The sequence below is a fragment of the Peribacillus sp. FSL E2-0218 genome, from assembly GCF_037992945.1.
GTDB classification, from domain to species: domain Bacteria; phylum Bacillota; class Bacilli; order Bacillales; family DSM-1321; genus Peribacillus; species Peribacillus simplex_B.
Map to the genome: position 1 here is coordinate 3,711,579 of NZ_CP150304.1, position 20,107 is coordinate 3,731,685.

The 20,107-nt window shown below is 45.5% G+C and carries 15 protein-coding genes; 5 read left to right on the plus strand and 10 right to left on the minus strand.

Annotated elements, in window-relative coordinates:
- Positions 1-55: 55 nt before the first annotated feature.
- Positions 56-1,774 (minus strand): acetate--CoA ligase, encoded by a 1,719-nt coding sequence (acsA, locus tag MHI53_RS17850; protein ID WP_340371857.1) that lies wholly within the window; start codon positions 1,772-1,774, stop codon positions 56-58.
- 336 nt (positions 1,775-2,110) lie between these two features.
- On the opposite strand from acsA, the gene MHI53_RS17855 reads away from it, so the two are divergent.
- From MHI53_RS17855 to MHI53_RS17865, 3 genes are read left to right on the plus strand one after another with little or no spacing between them, the layout of a single operon-like run.
- Entirely contained in the window at positions 2,111-2,743 is a 633-nt protein-coding gene (locus MHI53_RS17855) for a GNAT family N-acetyltransferase (protein WP_061142272.1), read from the plus strand.
- Between the two features lie 26 nt (positions 2,744-2,769).
- Positions 2,770-3,420 carry an acetoin utilization AcuB family protein gene (locus MHI53_RS17860; RefSeq protein ID WP_340371858.1) on the plus strand — a complete coding sequence of 217 codons (651 nt, stop codon included), beginning with the start codon at positions 2,770-2,772 and terminating at the stop codon, positions 3,418-3,420.
- Positions 3,413-4,594, plus strand: a complete 1,182-nt coding sequence (locus MHI53_RS17865; RefSeq protein WP_061142274.1) for an acetoin utilization protein AcuC — start codon at positions 3,413-3,415, stop codon at positions 4,592-4,594. The genes MHI53_RS17860 and MHI53_RS17865 overlap by 8 nt, the downstream gene beginning before the upstream one ends.
- Positions 4,595-4,845: 251 nt before the next feature.
- On the opposite strand, the gene ccpA is transcribed toward MHI53_RS17865, so the two are convergent.
- Both ccpA and MHI53_RS17875 read right to left on the minus strand, forming a co-directional pair.
- Positions 4,846-5,850, minus strand: coding sequence for a catabolite control protein A (gene ccpA / locus MHI53_RS17870; RefSeq protein WP_061142275.1), 1,005 nt, complete (start codon positions 5,848-5,850; stop codon positions 4,846-4,848).
- A gap of 382 nt (positions 5,851-6,232) precedes the next feature.
- Positions 6,233-7,309 carry a bifunctional 3-deoxy-7-phosphoheptulonate synthase/chorismate mutase gene (locus MHI53_RS17875; RefSeq protein ID WP_061142276.1) on the minus strand — a complete coding sequence of 359 codons (1,077 nt, stop codon included), beginning with the start codon at positions 7,307-7,309 and terminating at the stop codon, positions 6,233-6,235.
- A gap of 237 nt (positions 7,310-7,546) precedes the next feature.
- On the opposite strand from MHI53_RS17875, the gene MHI53_RS17880 reads away from it, so the two are divergent.
- A complete protein-coding gene (locus MHI53_RS17880) occupies positions 7,547-9,688 on the plus strand; it encodes a cell division FtsA domain-containing protein (protein WP_340371859.1) in 2,142 nt (713 codons plus the stop codon).
- A 323-nt stretch (positions 9,689-10,011) separates the two neighbouring features.
- Here MHI53_RS17880 and ytxJ read toward each other — a convergent pair whose 3' ends face one another.
- From ytxJ to MHI53_RS17895, 3 genes are all read right to left on the minus strand, one after another.
- Positions 10,012-10,338 (minus strand): bacillithiol system redox-active protein YtxJ, encoded by a 327-nt coding sequence (ytxJ, locus tag MHI53_RS17885; RefSeq protein WP_340371860.1) that lies wholly within the window; start codon positions 10,336-10,338, stop codon positions 10,012-10,014.
- Between the two features lie 127 nt (positions 10,339-10,465).
- A complete protein-coding gene (locus tag MHI53_RS17890) occupies positions 10,466-11,038 on the minus strand; it encodes a YtxH domain-containing protein (RefSeq protein ID WP_340371861.1) in 573 nt (190 codons plus the stop codon).
- Between the two features lie 47 nt (positions 11,039-11,085).
- Positions 11,086-11,595 (minus strand): DUF948 domain-containing protein, encoded by a 510-nt coding sequence (locus tag MHI53_RS17895; protein WP_061142280.1) that lies wholly within the window; start codon positions 11,593-11,595, stop codon positions 11,086-11,088.
- Between the two features lie 224 nt (positions 11,596-11,819).
- Here MHI53_RS17895 and MHI53_RS17900 point away from each other — a divergent pair, with 224 nt between their 5' ends.
- Positions 11,820-12,932 carry an aminopeptidase gene (locus MHI53_RS17900; protein ID WP_061142281.1) on the plus strand — a complete coding sequence of 371 codons (1,113 nt, stop codon included), beginning with the start codon at positions 11,820-11,822 and terminating at the stop codon, positions 12,930-12,932.
- 61 nt (positions 12,933-12,993) lie between these two features.
- Here MHI53_RS17900 and murC read toward each other — a convergent pair whose 3' ends face one another.
- From murC to MHI53_RS17920, 4 genes are all read right to left on the minus strand, one after another.
- Positions 12,994-14,298, minus strand: coding sequence for a UDP-N-acetylmuramate--L-alanine ligase (gene murC, locus MHI53_RS17905; RefSeq protein ID WP_061142282.1), 1,305 nt, complete (start codon positions 14,296-14,298; stop codon positions 12,994-12,996).
- 262 nt (positions 14,299-14,560) lie between these two features.
- A complete protein-coding gene (locus MHI53_RS17910) occupies positions 14,561-17,254 on the minus strand; it encodes a DNA translocase FtsK (RefSeq protein ID WP_340373702.1) in 2,694 nt (897 codons plus the stop codon).
- 472 nt (positions 17,255-17,726) lie between these two features.
- Positions 17,727-18,923: an amidohydrolase gene (locus tag MHI53_RS17915; RefSeq protein WP_061142283.1), complete on the minus strand. Its 1,197-nt coding sequence runs from the start codon at positions 18,921-18,923 to the stop codon at positions 17,727-17,729.
- Between the two features lie 352 nt (positions 18,924-19,275).
- A complete protein-coding gene (locus MHI53_RS17920) occupies positions 19,276-20,082 on the minus strand; it encodes a DUF1444 domain-containing protein (RefSeq protein ID WP_081092402.1) in 807 nt (268 codons plus the stop codon).
- Between the last annotated feature and the right edge of the window lie 25 nt (positions 20,083-20,107).

The window sequence follows — 20,107 nt, forward strand, 5'->3', positions numbered from 1 at the left end:
ACATAAAAGGCATCCATGCGCTGAACATGGATGCCTTTTTACATGTTATTTGCAATCAATCCTCCATCGATGATAGATCGCCAGTTGGCAAATCCAGTTCCCAGGCTTTTAAGACGCGGCGCATGATTTTACCGCTTCTCGTTTTTGGAAGCTTGTCCCTGAATTCAATCTCACGCGGCGCGGCATGCGCTGCAAGACCGTTTTTTACAAATTGGCGGATTTCCTCAATCAAGGCATCGTTTGCATCGTATCCGTCACGAAGGGCGATAAACGCTTTGATGATTTCCCCGCGGACTGGATCGGGCTTCCCGATGACCCCCGCTTCAGCTACTGCCGGATGCTCGACCAGCTTGCTTTCCACCTCGAACGGCCCCACTCGTTCCCCTGCCGTCATGATGACATCATCGACCCGGCCTTGGAACCAGAAATACCCCTCTTCATCCATATAAGCGGAATCCCCGGAAACATACCAATCGCCAGGCATGAAGTAAGATTCATATTTTGCTTGATTATTCCAGACAGTCTTCATCATGGAAGGCCAGCCTTTCTTAATGGCCAGGTTCCCCATGCGGTGCGGCGGAAGTTCATTGCCTTGATCATCCACTATCGCCGCTTTCACGCCAGGTATCGGTTTTCCCATCGAGCCCGGCTTGATTTCCAGGCAAGGATAATTGCAGATGACCTGTGCTCCCGTCTCCGTCATCCACCAAGTATCATGGATGCGATGATTGAAAACCTTCATTCCCCAGCGGACCACCTCAGGATTCAATGGCTCGCCTACACTCAGGATATGGCGGAGGGAACTCAAATCGAAACGTTTAACGATTTCGTCACCTGCCCCCATCAGCATCCTGAAGGCAGTCGGTGCACTGTACCAAACCGTGACACCAAAATCCTGCAAGGTTTTGTACCAGGATTCAGGCTTGAATCGCCCGCCTACAATGACATTCGAGGTTCCTGTAAGCCATGGTCCGAAAATGCCGTAAGACGTCCCTGTCACCCATCCAGGATCGGCTGTGCACCAATACACATCCTCCTCCTGCAGATCCAGGACCCATCTTGCCGTTTGGTAATGCTGGACCATCGCATTATGAACGTGAAGCACGCCTTTAGGCTTCCCTGTGGAACCGGATGTATAGTGCAAGATCAATCCGTCATTCCGATCCACCCATTCAATGTCGAATTTGGTGTCGGCTTCTTTTAGCTTTTTATTGAAGTGATGATACTTTCCCTCTTCTTTTATATTTTCGCCCACTAGGAAAATATGTTTCAAATGGGGCAATTCATCGACCGGGACGCGCAGCAGAAGTTCCGGGGTCGTAACGAGGACACTTGCTTCACTATCTTCGAGACGGTCCCTTACCGCGCCTTCCATGAAGGCCTCGAACAACGGTCCGACCACCGCTCCCGTTTTGATCGCACCCAGCAAGGCAAAGTAAAGCTCCGGGGAGCGTGGCATGAAGATGAAGACACGATCTCCTTTTTCGACATGGGCAATGTCCTTGAACACATTGGCCGCTTGGTTCGTATAATCCTTCATTTCCTTGAATGTATATTTTTCCTTTCTTTTATCGTCTTTATAATAAAGGGCTATTTTGTTTTTTCTGTATGTTTCGGCATGGCGGTCAATGGCTTCATATGCCAGATTCACCTTACCGGTTTCGGACCAGGAGAATTCCTTTTCCGCCTCGGACCAGTCAAACCCCTTGTATGTTTCATCGTAATTCTTTAGATTGAACTTACCTTCCACTACTGGCAACGCTTTCACATTCATACGACAAACTCCCCCTTTTTTCGGCTCTATATGCTCATTATAGTATAAAGGAATAATTATCTCAATTTTTAAAATACTAACCGTTTCCATAATAGGGAAAATGAATGGTTGATAAAGCATCGAATTCGCCTGCACTATATTGTTATCGGGAAGACAGGTATAATGATGCTAACAGGAAAATGTGCTGTGACAAAAGTTTGATATTCGCCTTGAACTTTCTGAATTAAGCTATGTATAATTTAAGGTATACTTCCATTTGCTCGGTTTTCAAGCAGCACGCCTTATCCTTCGCAAACGAAGAGTATAAGAGTACTATTTTACAAGGATGGTGAAAGAATGGAATATAACAAGACCTTTTATGCCAAGGAACTGCAGACATTAAATGGAACCCTCATCATCGAGGGGCCATTGGATGGGGAACGGATGTCGGCTTATGAGTTTCATGAAGACTTGGTCGCCTTTCGTCCGCCTGCTTTGCAGCATAAAGCGTTAATAGAGATTGCAGACTTGCCTGAAGGCAGGATCTTCATCGCACGTAAACAAGAAACCATCGTTGGTTATGTAACCTATTTATATCCGGATCCGTTGGAACGATGGTCGGAAATCGAGATGAAGGACCTGATTGAGCTAGGGGCAATCGAGGTCATCCCTGAATACCGGGGTGCCTCCGTCGGAAAGAACTTGATCCGCCTTTCGATGGAAGACGATTCGGTGGAAGACTTCATCATCATCACGACTGAATACTATTGGCACTGGGACTTAAAAGGCACTGGCCTTAATATTTGGGAGTACCGCAAGATCATGGAAAAAATGATGAGCGCCGGGGGCCTGGTTTACTTTGCAACGGATGATCCGGAAATCAGTTCCCACCCAGCGAACTGCTTGATGGCCCGCATTGGCAAGAGGGTGCCGCCGGAATCCATCGAGAAATTCGACCAGCTGCGTTTTATGAATCGGTTCATGTATTAAAGAGGTGAAATGGAGGAGGAAGGAACATGATTGTTGAAAAAATAATGAATGAGGACATAATCACCCTCACTCCAGCGGATACAATCCAAAGCGCTGTCGTGATCATGAAGGAAAAACGAATTCGCCACATTCCCATTGTCGATGAAAGCTTTCAACTTGTCGGATTAGTCAGTGACCGTGATATACGAGATGCTGCGCCTTCGATATTCAACACCGCAGAATACAAAAATGATTTACAAAAGCCATTATCAAGCATCATGAAAACGGATCTAATCACAGGGCACCCGCTCGATTTCGTGGAAGAAATCGGGGCTGTATTTTGTGAAAGCAACATCAGCTGCCTCCCGATCGTCAAAGAGAGGAAATTGGTGGGCATCATAACCGGTTCTGACTTGCTTCAGTCATTCGTTGAATTGACGGGTGTCAATCAGCCGGGCTCACAAATCGAAATCAAGATCCCGGACAAGGCAGGAACCCTTCACGATATTGCCCACATTTTCAAACGGCGCAACTCCAATATCCTGAGTACCCTTGTTTATCCGGAAAAAGACGGCACCGATTATAAGATTTTGGTCATCCGTGTCCAGACGATGAATCCATTTATGGTGGTGGAGGATTTGAAACAAGAAGGCTATACCGTCTTGTGGCCGAGTTTACCGGGGACTTCCCATGAATGATACATCCCTTTTCGTCTACTCGGAGGAACTTCTTGCCTACAAATTCAATGATGAGCACCCATTCAATCAAAAGCGGCTTACCCTTACGCTTGATTTGCTGAAAAAACACCATGCCATTCGTGATGATCAAATTATCAAGCCAAGAATGGCCACGGATGAAGAGTTGGAGCTAGTTCATGACCGGCATTATGTAAACGCCGTCAAATTGGCCGGGGAGGGAAAGCTGCCCAGCGAAAAGGCCTTGAATTACGGTCTGGGGACGGAGGACACCCCCATCTTCCCCAACATGCATGAAGCGAGCGCCTTGCTTGTAGGCGGCACTTTGACGGCCGTGGATGCCGTCATGACCGGTAAGTCGCTGCACGCACTCAATCTTGGCGGGGGCTTGCACCACGGCTTTCGTGGCAAAGCCTCGGGGTTTTGCATTTATAATGATAGTTCGGTCGCAATCAAATACTTACAAAAGAAATATGGGGCACGTGTCCTGTATGTCGATACGGATGCCCATCACGGCGATGGGGTCCAATGGTCCTTTTACGATGATCCGGATGTATGCACGCTTTCCATCCATGAAACGGGACGCTACTTATTTCCCGGCACGGGGACGATAAACGAAAGGGGCCAAGGTAAAGGCTACGGCTTCTCTTTCAACATCCCTGTCGATGCCTTCACGGAGGATGACTCCTGGCTGGAGTGCTATCGAGCCGCCTTTCGAGAGGTCATTGAATTTTTCAAACCGGATATCATTTTAACCCAGAACGGAGCCGACTCCCATTATTACGATCCGCTCACCCATTTATCCGCAACAATGAAGATTTACCGGGAGATACCAAAGCTTGCCCATGAACTGGCCCATGAATATTGCAACGGGCGCTGGATTGCAGTCGGGGGCGGCGGCTATGATATATGGCGTGTCGTCCCGAGGGCTTGGTCGAGAGTATGGCTTGAAATGACCGATAACGACCTATCCGGTCCTCTTTCAAAAGAATGGCTTGACAGCTGGCAGCCAGAGTCCCCCGTTCCACTCCCTCGGGAATGGGATGACATGGAGGATATGTACGAGCCCATCCCGAGGAAGCCTGAAATCACCGAAAAGAATGCACTTACGCTTGAAAAGGCGCTCTACCCTATCCGGTCATCCAGACAAACATCGACAAGCAATGAACATAGCTAACGAAAGGGGTTCGGCAGGTAACATCCCGAACCCCTTTTTGAGCTTTGCGCAAAATAAAAAATGAGACCATTAACGACCTTTTCCTGCCCCTTGCTTACTATACGCTGTGAAAAAATGAACAAAGTTGCATACATGAATTCCACTCACGGGAGCGACTGCAGTGGAATGAAAAAATAAAGTACCCCTTCCCAAACTGTGGGCAATGTTTGGTCGAATAAAAAAAGAGCGCCCTCTAGGGCACTCTCTTAAGCTTATTTCGTTGATTGACGTGCCTCGATCCGATGGGGCAGGATCACTTTTTCATGACCTTCCTCCACTTGCTCCTTATTCATCAACTTTGTCAATAGCCTCATCGCAACCGCACCGATATCATATAGGGGTTGAACGATGGTCGTGATTTGCGGACGAACCATCAAGGTCAATCTAGTATTGTCAAAGCTGATCACTTCGAAGTCTTCCGGCACATTGTACCCTTTATCCTGGGCGGCATGTACGATCCCAAGCGCCATTTCATCAGCACCAACGATGAACGCCGTCGGTTTCTCCCCGGACTCCAGGAACTTTTCAAAAGACTCGATGCCCGAATCATATGTATAATCGCCTTCGACAACATAACGTTCATCAAAGGTAAGCCCTGCTTCCTTCAGCCCTCGCTTATAACCCGCCAATTTCTTTTCATCAATCAACGCTGAAAGGTTTCCGCTTACAAAAGCGATATTCTTATGGCCTTTTTGGGCAAAAAATGTCACTGCGTCGAATGCTGCCGCCTCATAATCAATATTAACGGATGGCACTTGCCCGCTTTCATCGACTGATCCAGCCAGAACGATAGGAACCGGGGAATTCGTAAACTCCTTGACATGTTCATCGGTTATGTTACCGCCCATGAATACGATGCCGTCCACTTGTTTTCCAAGCATCGTATTCAACAAATGGAATTCCTTATCTATATTCTCATCGGAACTGCTTAAAATGATATTGTATTTATACATTGTCGCTATGTCTTCTATCCCTCTTGCCAATTCGGCAAAAAAGATGCTGGAGATGTCCGGTATGATGACACCCACGGTCGTCGTCTTCTTGCTGGCAAGACCCCTTGCCACTGCATTGGGACGGTACCCTAGCCTCTCAATCACATCCGATACTTTCTTCCTTGTAGCCGGCTTTACATTTGGATTCCCGTTAACTACGCGGGAAACGGTGGCCATGGAAACATTCGCTTCACGCGCCACATCATAAATGGTTATATTATTCATTCATCCATTCCTCCATTTCTTTCATTTTTCCCATAAAAGACCCGAATTATTTCGAAAAAAAATCTTTTATACGTTTTTCCTCTATAAGGAAGATTATATTAGGAACGATCTGCCTAAGAAAAATGCAATCCCACTCTCTTCTCAGCCAAAGATTCAATACTCTTTGCAAGTATAAAAGTTCACATAGATATCACTTTATGTATGACCAATCTTCCGAACAGTTCTCATTCTTGTTATTTATCATACGATAGACGAATCTTTCCTGCAATCCAATAGTGCTTATTTCCGTGTTTTTTCTGCAAAAACAAGTATTTTACCATTAAAAAAAGCCCTTGCCAAGGTGGTAAGGGCCGTAAGTAAATCATTTAATGACTATTTTAGCTTATACAGTTACCCAGTTCAAACGTTTAATTTCTTCGTAAAATTCATCAAATTGCTTGAAGTCCATTTGCTGTGCAGAGTCAGATAATGCAACGGACGGATCCGGATGCACTTCCGCCATTACACCGTCAGCACCGATGGCAAGTGCCGCTTTAGCCGTTGGAAGCAATAGATCGCGCCGTCCAGTTGAATGCGTCACATCAACCATGACCGGTAAGTGCGTTTCTTGTTTTAAGATCGGCACCGCAGAGATATCCAGTGTATTTCTTGTTGCTTTCTCGTAAGTACGGATACCGCGCTCACAAAGGATGATGTTGCCGTTGCCCTGTGACATGATGTATTCCGCCGCATGAATGAACTCCTCGATCGTTGCAGCCAGTCCACGTTTTAACAGCACTGGTTTATTAACGGCACCAGCCGCTTTTAACAAGTCGAAGTTTTGCATGTTACGTGCTCCGATTTGGATGACGTCAATATGATCGATCGCCGCTTCAATATCATTGGCACTTACGATTTCACTGATGACGGCCAAGCCGTATTCATCTGCAACACGTTTAAGTATTTGCAAGCCCTCCAAGCCAAGTCCTTGGAAATCATATGGAGATGTACGTGGCTTAAATGCACCGCCGCGCATTAATTTCAACCCTTTAGCTTTAATGACTTCAGCCACTGCTGCCGTTTGTTCATAAGATTCAACGGCACAAGGTCCGAAGACGAAGCTAGGAATCCCATTACCGACCAATTCGCCCTTGATGTCGATGATCGTGTCTTCAGGCTTTTGCTTTCTAGATACAAGAAGCGTCTTCTTCTGATCGTCTTTTTGCAGCTCCAAGCCCAATTTGAAGATTTCCTTGAAAATATGTTTAATCGAACCAAGATCAAGCGGTCCTTGGTGGTTCGCTTCGATAAGGTCAAGCATTGTTCTTTCGCGGACCGGATCGTAACGGTTTACACCTTGTTTTTCTTTGACGCGACCAATTTCCTGTACAAGTTCAGCACGTTGATTAATAAGATGTAATAACTGAAGGTTCACATCATCCAGTTGATTACGAAGACCATCAAGCTCTTTGTTGCTCATTACAAATCCATCCCTTCGTTTTTTAAAATGAAAATCGGCTCAGCGGCCATACCCGAAAATCCCTTCTGAATCTCCGATAGAGCGACCCGATTATTTTATCAATGAAAATTTTAGAATATTTCATGTATAATTAACTCAATTATAAAGCATGCATCTCCAAATGTCACTAACTTTTTCTTTATTAGTTAAACGCTTTTAAGCATTAAAGTTATAAATATATAAAAGTAGGTGTTACCCATGCAGGAAAAACTGTTTGCGTTAGATATTGGAACACGATCAGTTGTAGGAATTATATTGGAAAAAGAACAGGAATGCTATAAAATAGTCGACATTTTATCTTGGGAGCATTCCGAGAGAGCGATGCTTGATGGCCAGATTCACGATGTTCTGGCCGTCTCCAAAGTCATTTCCCAAATAAAGGGACAATTGGAAGAAAAGCATGGTCCGTTAAAAAAGGTATCCGTAGCTGCCGCAGGAAGGGCATTAAAAACCGAACGGGCGAAGATGACGATCAAGATCGGCGGGAAGCCCCTGATGACGCGGGAGGATGTCCTCCACCTTGAATTCAGTGCCGTTCAGGAAGCGCAGACCATCGTAGCCAAGCAAAAACATTCCCAATCAACCTATTATTGTGTAGGATATTCCGTTTTATACTACCATCTTGATGGGCAGGAATTAGGCAGCCTGCTTGATCAGAGCGGTGATGAGGCATCCGTTGAAATCATCGCAACCTTCCTGCCAAAGGTTGTTGTGGAATCGTTGCTGGCAGCCTTAAAAAGAGCGGATCTGGAAATGCAGGCCCTTACTCTCGAGCCGATTGCAGCCATCAATGTGCTCATTCCGGCATCGATGCGGCGCTTGAACGTCGCTTTGGTCGATATTGGCGCAGGAACATCCGATATAGCCCTGACGGATTCAGGGACCGTCATTGCCTATGGGATGGTGCCGATCGCCGGTGATGAAATAACCGAAGCGATCAGCGACCACCTCCTCCTTGATTTCCCTCAGGCCGAACAGGCAAAGCGGGATTTGACGAATCATGAACAAATAAAGGTTACCGATATTCTCGGCTTTGCCAATGAGTTATCCACAACGGAAATCATTGATCAGATCCATCCTGCACTCGATCGTCTGGCCGAGAGCATCAGCTCGGAAATCCTTTCCTTGAATAACTCAAAAGCACCTAAGGCAGTGATGCTTGTCGGTGGAGGCAGCCAAACACCCGAGTTGCCTCGCCTTTTGGCCCAAAAACTGAACCTGCCCGAGAACAGGGTGGCCATCCGGGGCATCGATGCCATCCAGAATCTAGACATTTCGGATTTGATCCAGATGGGACCCGAATTGGTGACTCCCATCGGCATTGCCATAGCGGCAGATCAAAACCCGATTCAATATATAAGCGTTACCGTTGATGGCCGCCCCATCCGTCTATTCGATATGGAACGGACAAACGTCGGGGATTGCCTGCTTACAGCCGGAATCCGGGTGAGTTCCCTATATGGAAAGCCAGGAATGGCCAAAATCGTCCATATCAACGGACACCAGATCACGCTTCCGGGACAGCAAGGGGAGAAATCACGAATCACACTAAATGGCAAGGAAGCCTCCTTGGACACGGAAGTGAGGAATGAGGATATCATCACGACGACCAAAGGAACTGACGGCGCCCCTCCCCATACGGTAATACGTGATTTGCTTGATGGCCAAATGAGCAAAACGGTTACGGTGAATGGAGTCAAGCATACCATTCCAGCTGTCATCCTCAGGAATGGCGCAGCCGTATCAGGAGATGAACTTGTCGAGGACCATGACCAAATCGTCTGCCGCATGGAGGAAACGATTCAAGGATTGCTTAAAGAGATCCAACTTCCGGAACTGCTGACCTATCTTGAACCATTTTCGATTCAGCTGAATGGACAAGACACTCAAATTCGCACATTGACCGGCAGGATCACAAAAAATGGTCTCGAAACGAAGCCAGCCTACTCTTTCGATGAAGGCGATGAAATCGTCATCAAACCGATCGATCCCCCTGCATTAGGGGAAATATGTAACGAATTGAAGATCCAGCCGTCCTGCTCCATACCGGTTTTCTTCGAGGATGAAAAAATCGTCCTATCCCGGAAACTGGCCGAGTTCCGGCGAGACGGAGTCATAATGGAGGACGATGATAAGATTTTTGCTGGAGACTCACTGACCTTGATTCAACAAAAGCCGGAGCCATTCATTTTTCAGGATATATTCCGCCATATCGATATCCATATCCCGGCCCAGGGCAATAATCGCTTCACTCTTATCAAAAACGAACAAGAAACGACCTTTCATGAAACGATTTACCCTGGAGACCGTTTGAAAATCCATTGGCCGGCCACCGTATGATCGACTGCATTACAAAATCGAATGTCCCCTTTAGAATAGACCCTTTGAAAAAAGTCTATCCTGTAGGGGACTTTGTTTATAACAAAAGACACGACGGAGGAAGTGACCTAATCATGATCATTCCGTTCCACTACAGACACTCGCTTATCCAGCGAGCGGCCCGGGAAGTCCAAAAAGGATGCTAATGGAACCTTTTAAAGGATAGCGGAGCCAAAAAAAAGATGCCGCCTGTACAAAATACAGACAACATCTCCTTCTAGATACCTAGCCTTTTTCAATGCCCTTTCAAAGGATTTCGAAAAAAAGGCTCCGGTCATTATCCATCATTCGGCTACGGCCTTGCTCAATGAATCATATGTAATCCGCCAATGAGATTCATTCCAGACCGGCTTTCCATTTTTAAAAAGGATGGCCTGGGGGGATTGATGTTTGATATCGAAAGTTTCCGCCACATAATTGGAGAGCGGGCGAGCTTCCTGAACGGCTAAATAGGCCGTTTTAAGCTGTTCATTCCCGGCAATGAACTTCCCGTATTGTTCATGCGCCTCGGCACTCACAGGACATGTTAGGCTATGCTTGAACAGCAGGAACGTATCCTCCTTTAAAAGCTCATTGAATTGTTCTTCCGTTTCGATTTTGGATGTTGTCATCATACAGTCTCCTTTCATTTACGATTTGAATGTTACCATCAAAAAGGCGATGAAGCCATTTCAGCGCTTCATCGCCTTATTCTTCGTACCGCATTGCTTCTTCATCCAAGCTTAAGCGACTTGGCGATTATTTCTTTAATTTATTTTCCGTTTCATCAAACGCCTTTTTCGCTTCATCAAGTTTTAATTTGGCCGTGTTTTTGTTGCCGCTTGTAGGATCGGCAGGTTGGTTTTCAGCATCCTTTTTGTCCGCAAAATTGGTTTCGACGGATACGATCTTGGAATCTGTTGCTCCCGTTACATCAATATCCTTATTGCTTGAATTTGTCGTATCATCAGCTGCGTCACCGTTTTCTTTGACAGGTTTTAAGCTTTTCACCTTATTGACGATGTCGGATGATTTATTTGAAACGATTTCCGTTACGGAACTTGTTTTTTCTTTTGCAGTATCTGCAATAACCGTACCTTTTTCCATTGCCGTTTGCCTTAATTTTTCGGTCTTCTCAGAAATGTTTTTAGCTTGTTCGTTGAAATCATTCCTTAATTCCTTACCTGTTTTCGGAGCCATGAACAATGCTGTAGCCGCACCGATCATCCCGCCGATCAAGGCGCCAATCATAAAGTCCTTTGAATTGATCGAGTCGCGTTCGTCCTCATATGTTTTTTGATAGTCCTTTGTCGGATATTCTTTTTGAGTCATAATACATTCCCCTCTCAATTTTCAGTTTATTTTTCATTAACTAGATTTTATGATCTAGAACGTAAAAACCTTTTTTTAGGCAGGTCATCTGTTTCCAGTGCTATCCGTTCCAACTCCGCTCTCTCGGCTGGAGTCGGGGCGGCCTGCTTGCTTCTAGCCTTCCATTTGTCCCGAATCTCTAAAGCTACGTTACTCCACTGGACAATTTGTGAAATTCTTTCCTGATTATTATCAATCTCAGCCTGAACTTTATTGGAAACCTTTTGGACTGAAGAATTGAAGCTGGAGATGGATGTACCTACATCCTTCACGGCATCAACCACTGAGTTCAGATTTTCTGACTTATGTTGCAGATCTTCAGCCAACGTATTCGTTTTATGTAATAGCTGAGTAGTTTCGAGCGTTATGCCCTGCATTTGGCTCTCGAGCCCTGTCAGCGTCCGGGCCACACTGTCCAGGGTGGTTTGAAGTGATGTCAGTACCTTCGTTAGGAAAATAACTAGGACCAAGAAAGCGATCGCTGCAACAGCAGCACTTACGTATAAAATAATCTCCATTGGAACACCTCCGAAAAAATCGACTTATTTAACTGTTAGTTATTAATTACCCCTTCCCGCTCATTATAAACGTATTTATTTTTTCAATATACCCTATCGTACCCTAATCTGGAAATATTGTTGTCCAGATCCAGTTCCTTCTTCGAAATCAATGTGTCGCACTTCTGGCCGGAAATCGGGTATGATAGTAAGATAAGTCGAATTTAAACAATGGAGGTATTTTTATGAAAGATCCCAGAATTGAAACATTGGCCAAAAACTTGATCAATTATTCCGTGAAGCTTCAAAAAGGTGAAAAGATCTTGATCGAAAACTTTGGATTGCAGCGTGAACTTGTTAATGCCCTTGTGAATGAAGCCTATGAAGCAGGTGGTTACCCATTCGTCCTGTTGAAGGATCATCAAGTGGATCGTGCCTTGCTGATGGGTGCCAAAGAAGAACAGTACAAGATGATGGGTGAGTTTGAAGCGAACGTAATGAGCCAGATGGATGCTTATATCGGGCTTCGCGCCGGGGATAATATCAATGAACAATCCGACGTCCCTCCAGAGAAGATGGCGATCCATGGACAAACCGTCGGCAAAGTACATAGGAATATCCGCGTGCCACAAACAAAATGGGTCGTGCTTCGCTACCCGACAAACTCCATGGCCCAATTAGCCAAGATGAGTACAGAAGCTTTCGAAGATTTTTATTTCGAAGTCTGTAACCTCGACTATGGCAAGATGAGCGCAGCCATGGACAGCCTTGTCGAATTGATGGATAAGACGGATAAGGTCCGCATAACCGGGCCCGGAACGGACCTAACCTTCTCCATCAAAGACATCAAGGCCATCAAATGTGCAGGTGAGCTGAACATTCCTGACGGTGAAGTATATACCGCTCCCGTGAAGGATTCCATCAATGGAGTGATTTCGTATAATACTCCATCACCGTATCAGGGTTTTACCTTTGAAAACGTGAAATTGACCTTCAAAGATGGAAAAATCGTTGAAGCGATGGCGAATGATACAAACCGCATCAACAAAATTTTTGACACAGATGAGGGTGCTAGATATGTCGGTGAATTTGCAATTGGTGTAAATCCTTATATTCTACACCCGATGCAAGATATCCTCTTTGATGAAAAAATTGATGGAAGTTTTCATTTCACTCCTGGGCAATGCTATGATGATGCCTTTAATGGCAACCACTCGGACATCCACTGGGACTTGGTCAATATTCAACGCCCGGAATACGGCGGGGGGGAAATCCACTTCGATGATGTCTTGATACGTAAGGACGGCCGCTTCGTCTTGCCTGAACTGGAAGATTTGAATCCAGAAAATTTAAAATAAACGGCATGATTGCAATCAAAAAAAAAAACGATCGACCCCAGCTCTGGGATCGATCGTTTTTTTATTTTACCTGCAGTGAGTGCTCGTAGGCTGCCTGGAACTTTTGGATGTCCCCAGCGCCCATGAATAACACGACACTGTTATCATGATTTTGCAAAATGGAAGTGGTGTTCTCCGTGATTAGCTCGGCACCGGGAATTTTACCTTGAAGGTCTTCAATCGATAATTTCCCTTGATGTTCGCGAGCAGATCCAAAAATTTCACATAAGTATACTTTGTCGGCCAAATTCAAGCTGTCGGCAAATTCATCCAGGAATGCCTGCGTTCTTGAGAAAGTATGCGGCTGAAAAACAGCTACAACTTCACGCTCTGGATATTTTTGACGTGCTGAGTCAACAGTTGCCGAGATTTCAGTCGGATGATGCGCATAATCATCAATGATGATCTGACTTCCGATTTCCTTTTCGGAGAACCGGCGTTTAACTCCGCCAAAAGTCCGCAATTGGGCTTTCACGGCTTCCGTATCCAAGTTTTCATATTTACAAAGTGCAATGACACCAAGTGCATTCAATACATTATGCTTTCCAAAGGTAGGAATCGTGAATGTATCATAGTAATTGTTTCTTACATGCACATCGAAGGTCGTGCCATCCGGAGTGACGGAAACATTTTTCGCTTGAAAATCGTTCCCTTCTGCAAATCCGTAAAAAATAACCGGTACTTTCGCCTGAATATGTGGTAAATGCTCATCATCGCCGCACGCAATAATGCCTTTGTTGACTTGAAGGGCCATCGTTTGGAAAGCCTCAAACACGTCTTCGACATTGGCGTAATAATCAGGATGATCAAAATCAATATTGGTCATGATTGCATAATCAGGATAATAGGAAAGGAAATGACGGCGATATTCACATGCTTCGAATACGAAGTAGTCAGAATTCACGATCCCTTTCCCCGTCCCATCCCCAATCAGGAAGGAGGTCGGTTTAACCCCGCCCATGACATGGGCCAGCAAGCCGGTCGTCGATGTTTTACCGTGCGCTCCCGTTACAGCCACGCTAATATAATTTTTCATGAAATCACCAAGGAAGCGGTGATAACGGATGATCGGCAAATCAAGTTCCTTTGCCTTCACGATTTCCGGATGAGTATCCGGGAATGCATTGCCTGCAATGATGGTCATTCCAGGTTGTATATTTTCCTCATTGAAAGGAAGGATTTTAATCCCAGCTTTTTCTAATGCCAATTGTGTAAAAAATTCTTTTTCATAGTCGGAACCTTGCACTTCAATATGCATATCATGCAGTATTTGTGCAAGAGCACTCATACCCGACCCTTTAATTCCCACAAAATGGTAAGCAGTCATAAAGCGAACCTCCACCAATCGTCTACCTGTACGACAGTATATGACGTCATCTTTTATTTGTTTTTTTCATTACGAGACTTGTTAGAAACGCAATTTCCACATAGGTTTTCATCAATCATTACTCAACAAAAAACTATTATATCACTTATTTGCCCATTCATCCATGTCAGGCAGATGCCAATTTATCAAATCATTGGTTTTTTCGTCATTCAAGGGTTTTCATCCCTTCACATTATATACAATTTCCTTTTAATCGGTTCTCTTAATTAACATGTAAAAATTCCAGTTCTTCCTCCGTGATCAATACATCCCTCGGTCTGGAGCCCCTGGATTCAGACACGACCCCTTGCTGCTCCATCATTTCTATTAAACGCGCAGCTCGGTTGTACCCTACACGGAAGCGCCTCTGCACACTCGATGCCGATGCAGCCTGTTGATTCACGACAAATTCACATGCCTCGAAAAACAGTTCATCCGCTTCCTCCGTGACCTCTGCCACTTTCAGCAAATCTTCCTGCTCGAATAGGTATTTCGGTTGTTGCTCGAGTTTAACGTGATTGACTACCTCATCGATTTCCTCATCGCTGACAAAGGTCCCTTGCAGTCTAACCGTTTTTGAAGAGCCATTTTCAGCAAATAGCATATCTCCTCTTCCAAGCAATTTTTCCGCTCCGCCGCTATCGATGATCGTGCGGGAATCGACTTGTGAAGAAACGGAAAAAGCGATCCTTGTCGGGATATTTGCCTTGATCAATCCGGTAATGACATCGACTGAAGGCCGCTGTGTAGCTACAATCAAGTGTATCCCACAGGCGCGGGCCTTTTGGGCGATCCGGCAAATCGCTTCCTCCACATCGGCCGGGGACATCATCATCAGATCTGCAAGCTCATCGATGATCACCAGGATATAAGGCAGCTTATTTGCATATTGTCCGGCTTTCTCCGCTTGGTCATTGAAGCGGCTGATGTCACGGACGCCTGCATGCACAAACAATTCATAACGTCGTTCCATCTCCTCAACCGCCCATTTAAGTGCGGCCGTGGCTGCCTTCACATCGGTAATGACCGGACTGACCAAATGAGGGATTCGATTATAAGGTGCCAGCTCGACCATTTTCGGGTCGATCAACAGCAATTTCAGCTCCTGTGGCGTCGCTTTATACAGCAGGCTGACCAGCATCGTGTTGATGCAGACACTTTTCCCCGATCCCGTTTGGCCGGCGATCAATCCGTGCGGCATCTTTCTAAGATCTGTGATGATCGGCTGACCCGATATATCGAGACCCAGGGCCACAGCAAGCGGTGATTCATGCTCCTGGAATTCAGCGCTCTCCAACACCTCACGTAAAAATACAGGCTTGCTTTTCCTGTTCGGAATCTCGATCCCAATTGTATGTTTGCCTGGAATCGGCGCTTCCATCCTCATATCCTGGGCGGCAAGGCTTAACTTGATGTCATCCATCAAGTTCGTCACCTTATTCACCTTGACCCCCGGTTCAGGATGCACCTCGAAACGCGTTACTGCCGGCCCTTGGGTGACATTGACTACCTTGGCACGGACATTGAAGTTTTTCAGCGTCTCATCCAGTAATGAAGTCTGTTCATCGAGCCACTCATCATCATGCACGGCATAAGTCGGGGGTGTCAGCAGCCCTATGCTTGGAAACACATAGTATGGGTTATCATCGACTTCCACTGCACCAAAAAAATCCCCGGTATCGCTTTGCCCGGCTTCTGTTCCGGCCTTTGATAACACAGCTTCTTCCTTGTCATTTTCTGAAACGGGAACCTGTCCGACGGCCCCATCATGGACTGGACTCGAATCGATATCGTCCTCAACGGATTCTTCCGGGGCGGCAAACGTTCCGGAAGAATCCATTTTTGAAGCTTCAGTGATGAACGATTCGGACGCACTGGATGCAGCTTGGCCATCCTCCGGCTTCATTTCAGGTATATCTGGTGCTACTTGATCTTCCTCCTCACCACGAAGAGGTTCCTGCTTGTATGGGAGGACTCCCCTTTCGGAATCAAGGCTTTTTTTTTCCGGTTTCAATTTATGGATGAATTCGTTTTTTTTTCGATCTTGCTTGAGCATCATAACATTAAACGGAATATGCTTTTTCGGTCGTTTAGGCTGCCCTTCCGAAATCATTTCCGCTGGATCGCTTTCACGAGGATTTGCCAAGGCTTCGGGCTTTGCCTCCTCAGACTGCTCCATGATGGATGCGGCAACTTCCCGTCCAAAATCCACCTCATCCTCTACAGCCGCGATTTTTTCCAGCACAGGCTCACTCTCCGTTTCTGCAGGCTGTGTCTCGACAGCATGCTTCCGAAAGAAAGCCGGTACCTCCGATGCTTCCACTTTTTCATGGGTCTGTTCTGGGATAAGTACGGCAGGTTCTTCCGTCCTTTCCTCAGCGGCAACCTCCTTGGAAGGATCAGGCGTGAACACTGGAATTTCTTTAACAAGTTCTTTTTTTTCAAGAACAGGCAGCTTGGTTTCCAATTCATATTCAACGATTTCCTCTGAAGCCACCATCTTTTTTTCCGGGCGACGGAAGCCATAAATGGGTGAAGGTATTTCCGTTGGGCGGAATGGTGTATTCGACGGGACGATTTTTGTATGTTGCTCCCGATCCAGGTTTCTCATTTTTGGCTTCGGCTCGCGATCGAAGCTTCTTCTCTTTGGTTCGGGATCCCTGGCTTGCTTTCTCGGTTCTTTCGTCCTTTCCGCCTGCTTCGGTTCGCGTTTATCCTTTATTCTTTCCCGGAAATTCCTTTTGTTTTGCTCCTGGTCAGGAATGAGCGGAAACTTGAATTGCCCTTTTGGATATTGAAACAGGATTTTCGTATCCGGATCTACCGTCTGGGATATTTTTTCCGACATCTTTTCCACTGTTTGGTTGTACACTTTTATTTCTTCCTTCTTTGCCTTAGGAAGCTTCGAAAAATCCATATTCCTTAATGTTTCTTCATCAAGTGGTTCATCTATAATAATTTCTTCGATTTCGATAATTTCCTCTGCTTGGAACCATTTTTTCATTTTATTTAGCCATTTCAAACCTATCACTCTTTCTACGTCTGTAGTTATGTAACTAATTCTACCAGTTATTTTAAAAATATCGAGAAAATTTAAGCTAAATCGGTTTTAGTTTCTGCTTTTTCTATCCGATTCGTAACGGCCGCTGCATATTTCACCTAGCTCCTATCCTATTAAACCCATTACAAGCGGAGTTTAAACCTAACTTCCTTAAGTTAACTTAAGCCCCTAGTCTACTATTTAAATAAAACACCGCTGTTAAATCGCGTTTACAAAGAGATTAAGTTTTGATGCAGCCTGGCAAACCGGCCATGCCATCCATATATATACTAAAAACCCACACAACACCGTTCGTTTAAACCGAACCGTGTTGTGTGGGTTAGAGCAGTTATTTTGGCCATTCCCATTCATAATAATGACATATAACCTGTGCCATCGATTTGGCAGCAATCAAAAGTGCATCCTCATCGATATCGAATTTAGGATGGTGATTGAAGTATGCCTTCTCCACTCCTTTCGGTTTACAGCCAATGTAAAAGAAGCAACCCGGGATCTTTTCTGCATAATAGGAAAAATCTTCGGAACCTGAAAACATCGGAAATTCCAGGACGCTCCTGATTTCTGTATCATCCATGCTTTCGAGGCTATTTTTCACGAACAAAGTCAGTTCAGGATCATTATATAACGGAGGATAATCAGGAATATATGAAAGCTCGCACTGTACATCGAACTCCATTTCTATTCCTTTAACGATTCTGTGGACTTCTTTATCGATCAGCTGCCGGACCTCCTCTGTCATATATCGGACATCGCCTTCGATCTCTATCCGATCCTTGATGACATTGAAGCTTCCTTTTCCATCGAAAGATCCGATTGTGACCACTCCCATTTCAAAAGGATCCAAGCGCCGGCTGATCACAGTTTGAACAGCCGTGACGAAATGGGCACCTGCAACGATGGCATCATTGGCCAGATGCGGGGATGAGCCATGTCCGCCCATACCCTTTACCGCCAGTTTGAAATATGTCCTGCCTGCCATCGCATAGCCCCCGTGATAACCAACGACCCCTGCAGGATGCGAGGGGAATAAATGGATTCCAAACACGGCGTCCAGATTATCGAGGATTCCAGATTCCATGATGCTCTTTGCTCCACCAGGAGGAGTCTCTTCTGCATGCTGATGGATGATTTTGATGGTACCGCTCAACGAATCCTTCAGCTGGATAAGACAGTCTGCCAGAACCAATAAATAGGCCGTATGTCCATCGTGCCCGCAGGCATGCATGACCCCTTCATTTTTTGAACGGAACGGAACTTCCGTTTCTTCTGTAATAGGCAATGCATCGAAATCGGCACGGAGTCCTATCGTTTTTCCCGGGTTAGCTCCTTCGATCGTTACGATGACCCCGAATCCATTTCCTGCATTCGTTTGAACCTCCACATCCTTCCCATTATAATAATCGATGATATATTGCGCCGTTTTCTCTTCTTTAAAGGATAGCTCCGGATTCTCGTGTAAATGGCGGCGAATCTGAACCATTTCCTCTTTGCGTGCTTCCAGCATGTCCATTAATTGGTTTTTCATGATTGTTTCCCCCTTCATTTCATGAAATTTTGGCGAAAAGGAAAGCATTAAAAGACTCTCACTCCTTCGCCCGTTGCCCTTATGCTAAGTCAAATTTGCGCGCGGTTACTCGTACATTCATGCAGCAGCTCATCCGAAAGTGCGCGCCCTGCTTTTCGCTGCCTTTAGCGGTTTGATTCCGTGCACTTGGATGCACACGAGGTATTTTTCTGAATAATCCAATTATATCACTATACACGGAAAAAATAACGAGTAACGCTACCCGTTTGTCGCTTCCGACTCTAGTAAACTAAGCTCCCAAATAAAAAACAGGACCGCTGCCAGCTGGCACGATCCTGTTTTTTGCAGCGCTTTACTGTTCACGCTTTTTGTTTTTACCCAAAATGAAAATGGGTTCCAATTCATTTTCCTCGTAAAGAAATGATAAGGCCGTTATCGGTACATGGCCGCTGGCAAAGAAGCTCATCGCCATTTGTGCTAGAATATCGTATCCCGTATCATTCTTCACGTCGGCGATGATGATGACATCCTGGTGCGGAATGGCCACAGCCATCGTTCCCTCGATCTTTTCCTTCATTTCCCTAAGCCAAGATTCATTCAGGATCCTGCTTGCATCATATCCATCATTCGTGTTCAAAAAGTAGAAGGTATTGCCCGCGACGATATCAGACTTCAAATCAACGGAAAGCGAACGAACATTGAAAGAAGCGATTTCCCGGATTCTATCACCCTGCCAATTTTCCCGTTGAATCATCTTTTCATCGATGAGACGGTATGTTTTCCCTAAATCGAGTGCATAAAAAACCCGGGTTTCGGCTGTATGCTCATCGAATAGAAAAGGATTTCCTTCTTCCGATTCCATGGGAAAGGAGGTCGAACGGATGACCGGAAAAATGGATTTCTCCTTGCCTTGCATGCTATGTACTTCTCCCATTACATTCAAGGCCTCTTCGACGTAATAAGTGACTTCATCTATGGCCTTTTCCTGCACGTTTTCAAAATTGGCAACAACCGGGGCCAATTGTATGGCGATGCCCTTCCCTGTCTTCACATTTTCAACCCTTAACGTATCTTGCTTGCTATCGAATTTGAATGTTCGGTTATCACCTTTCAAACGTTCCTGCAAAATATTTTTCAGCTTCGTGCTGTCCATTTTCATGTTTGACCCTCCTCTTCATTGAAAA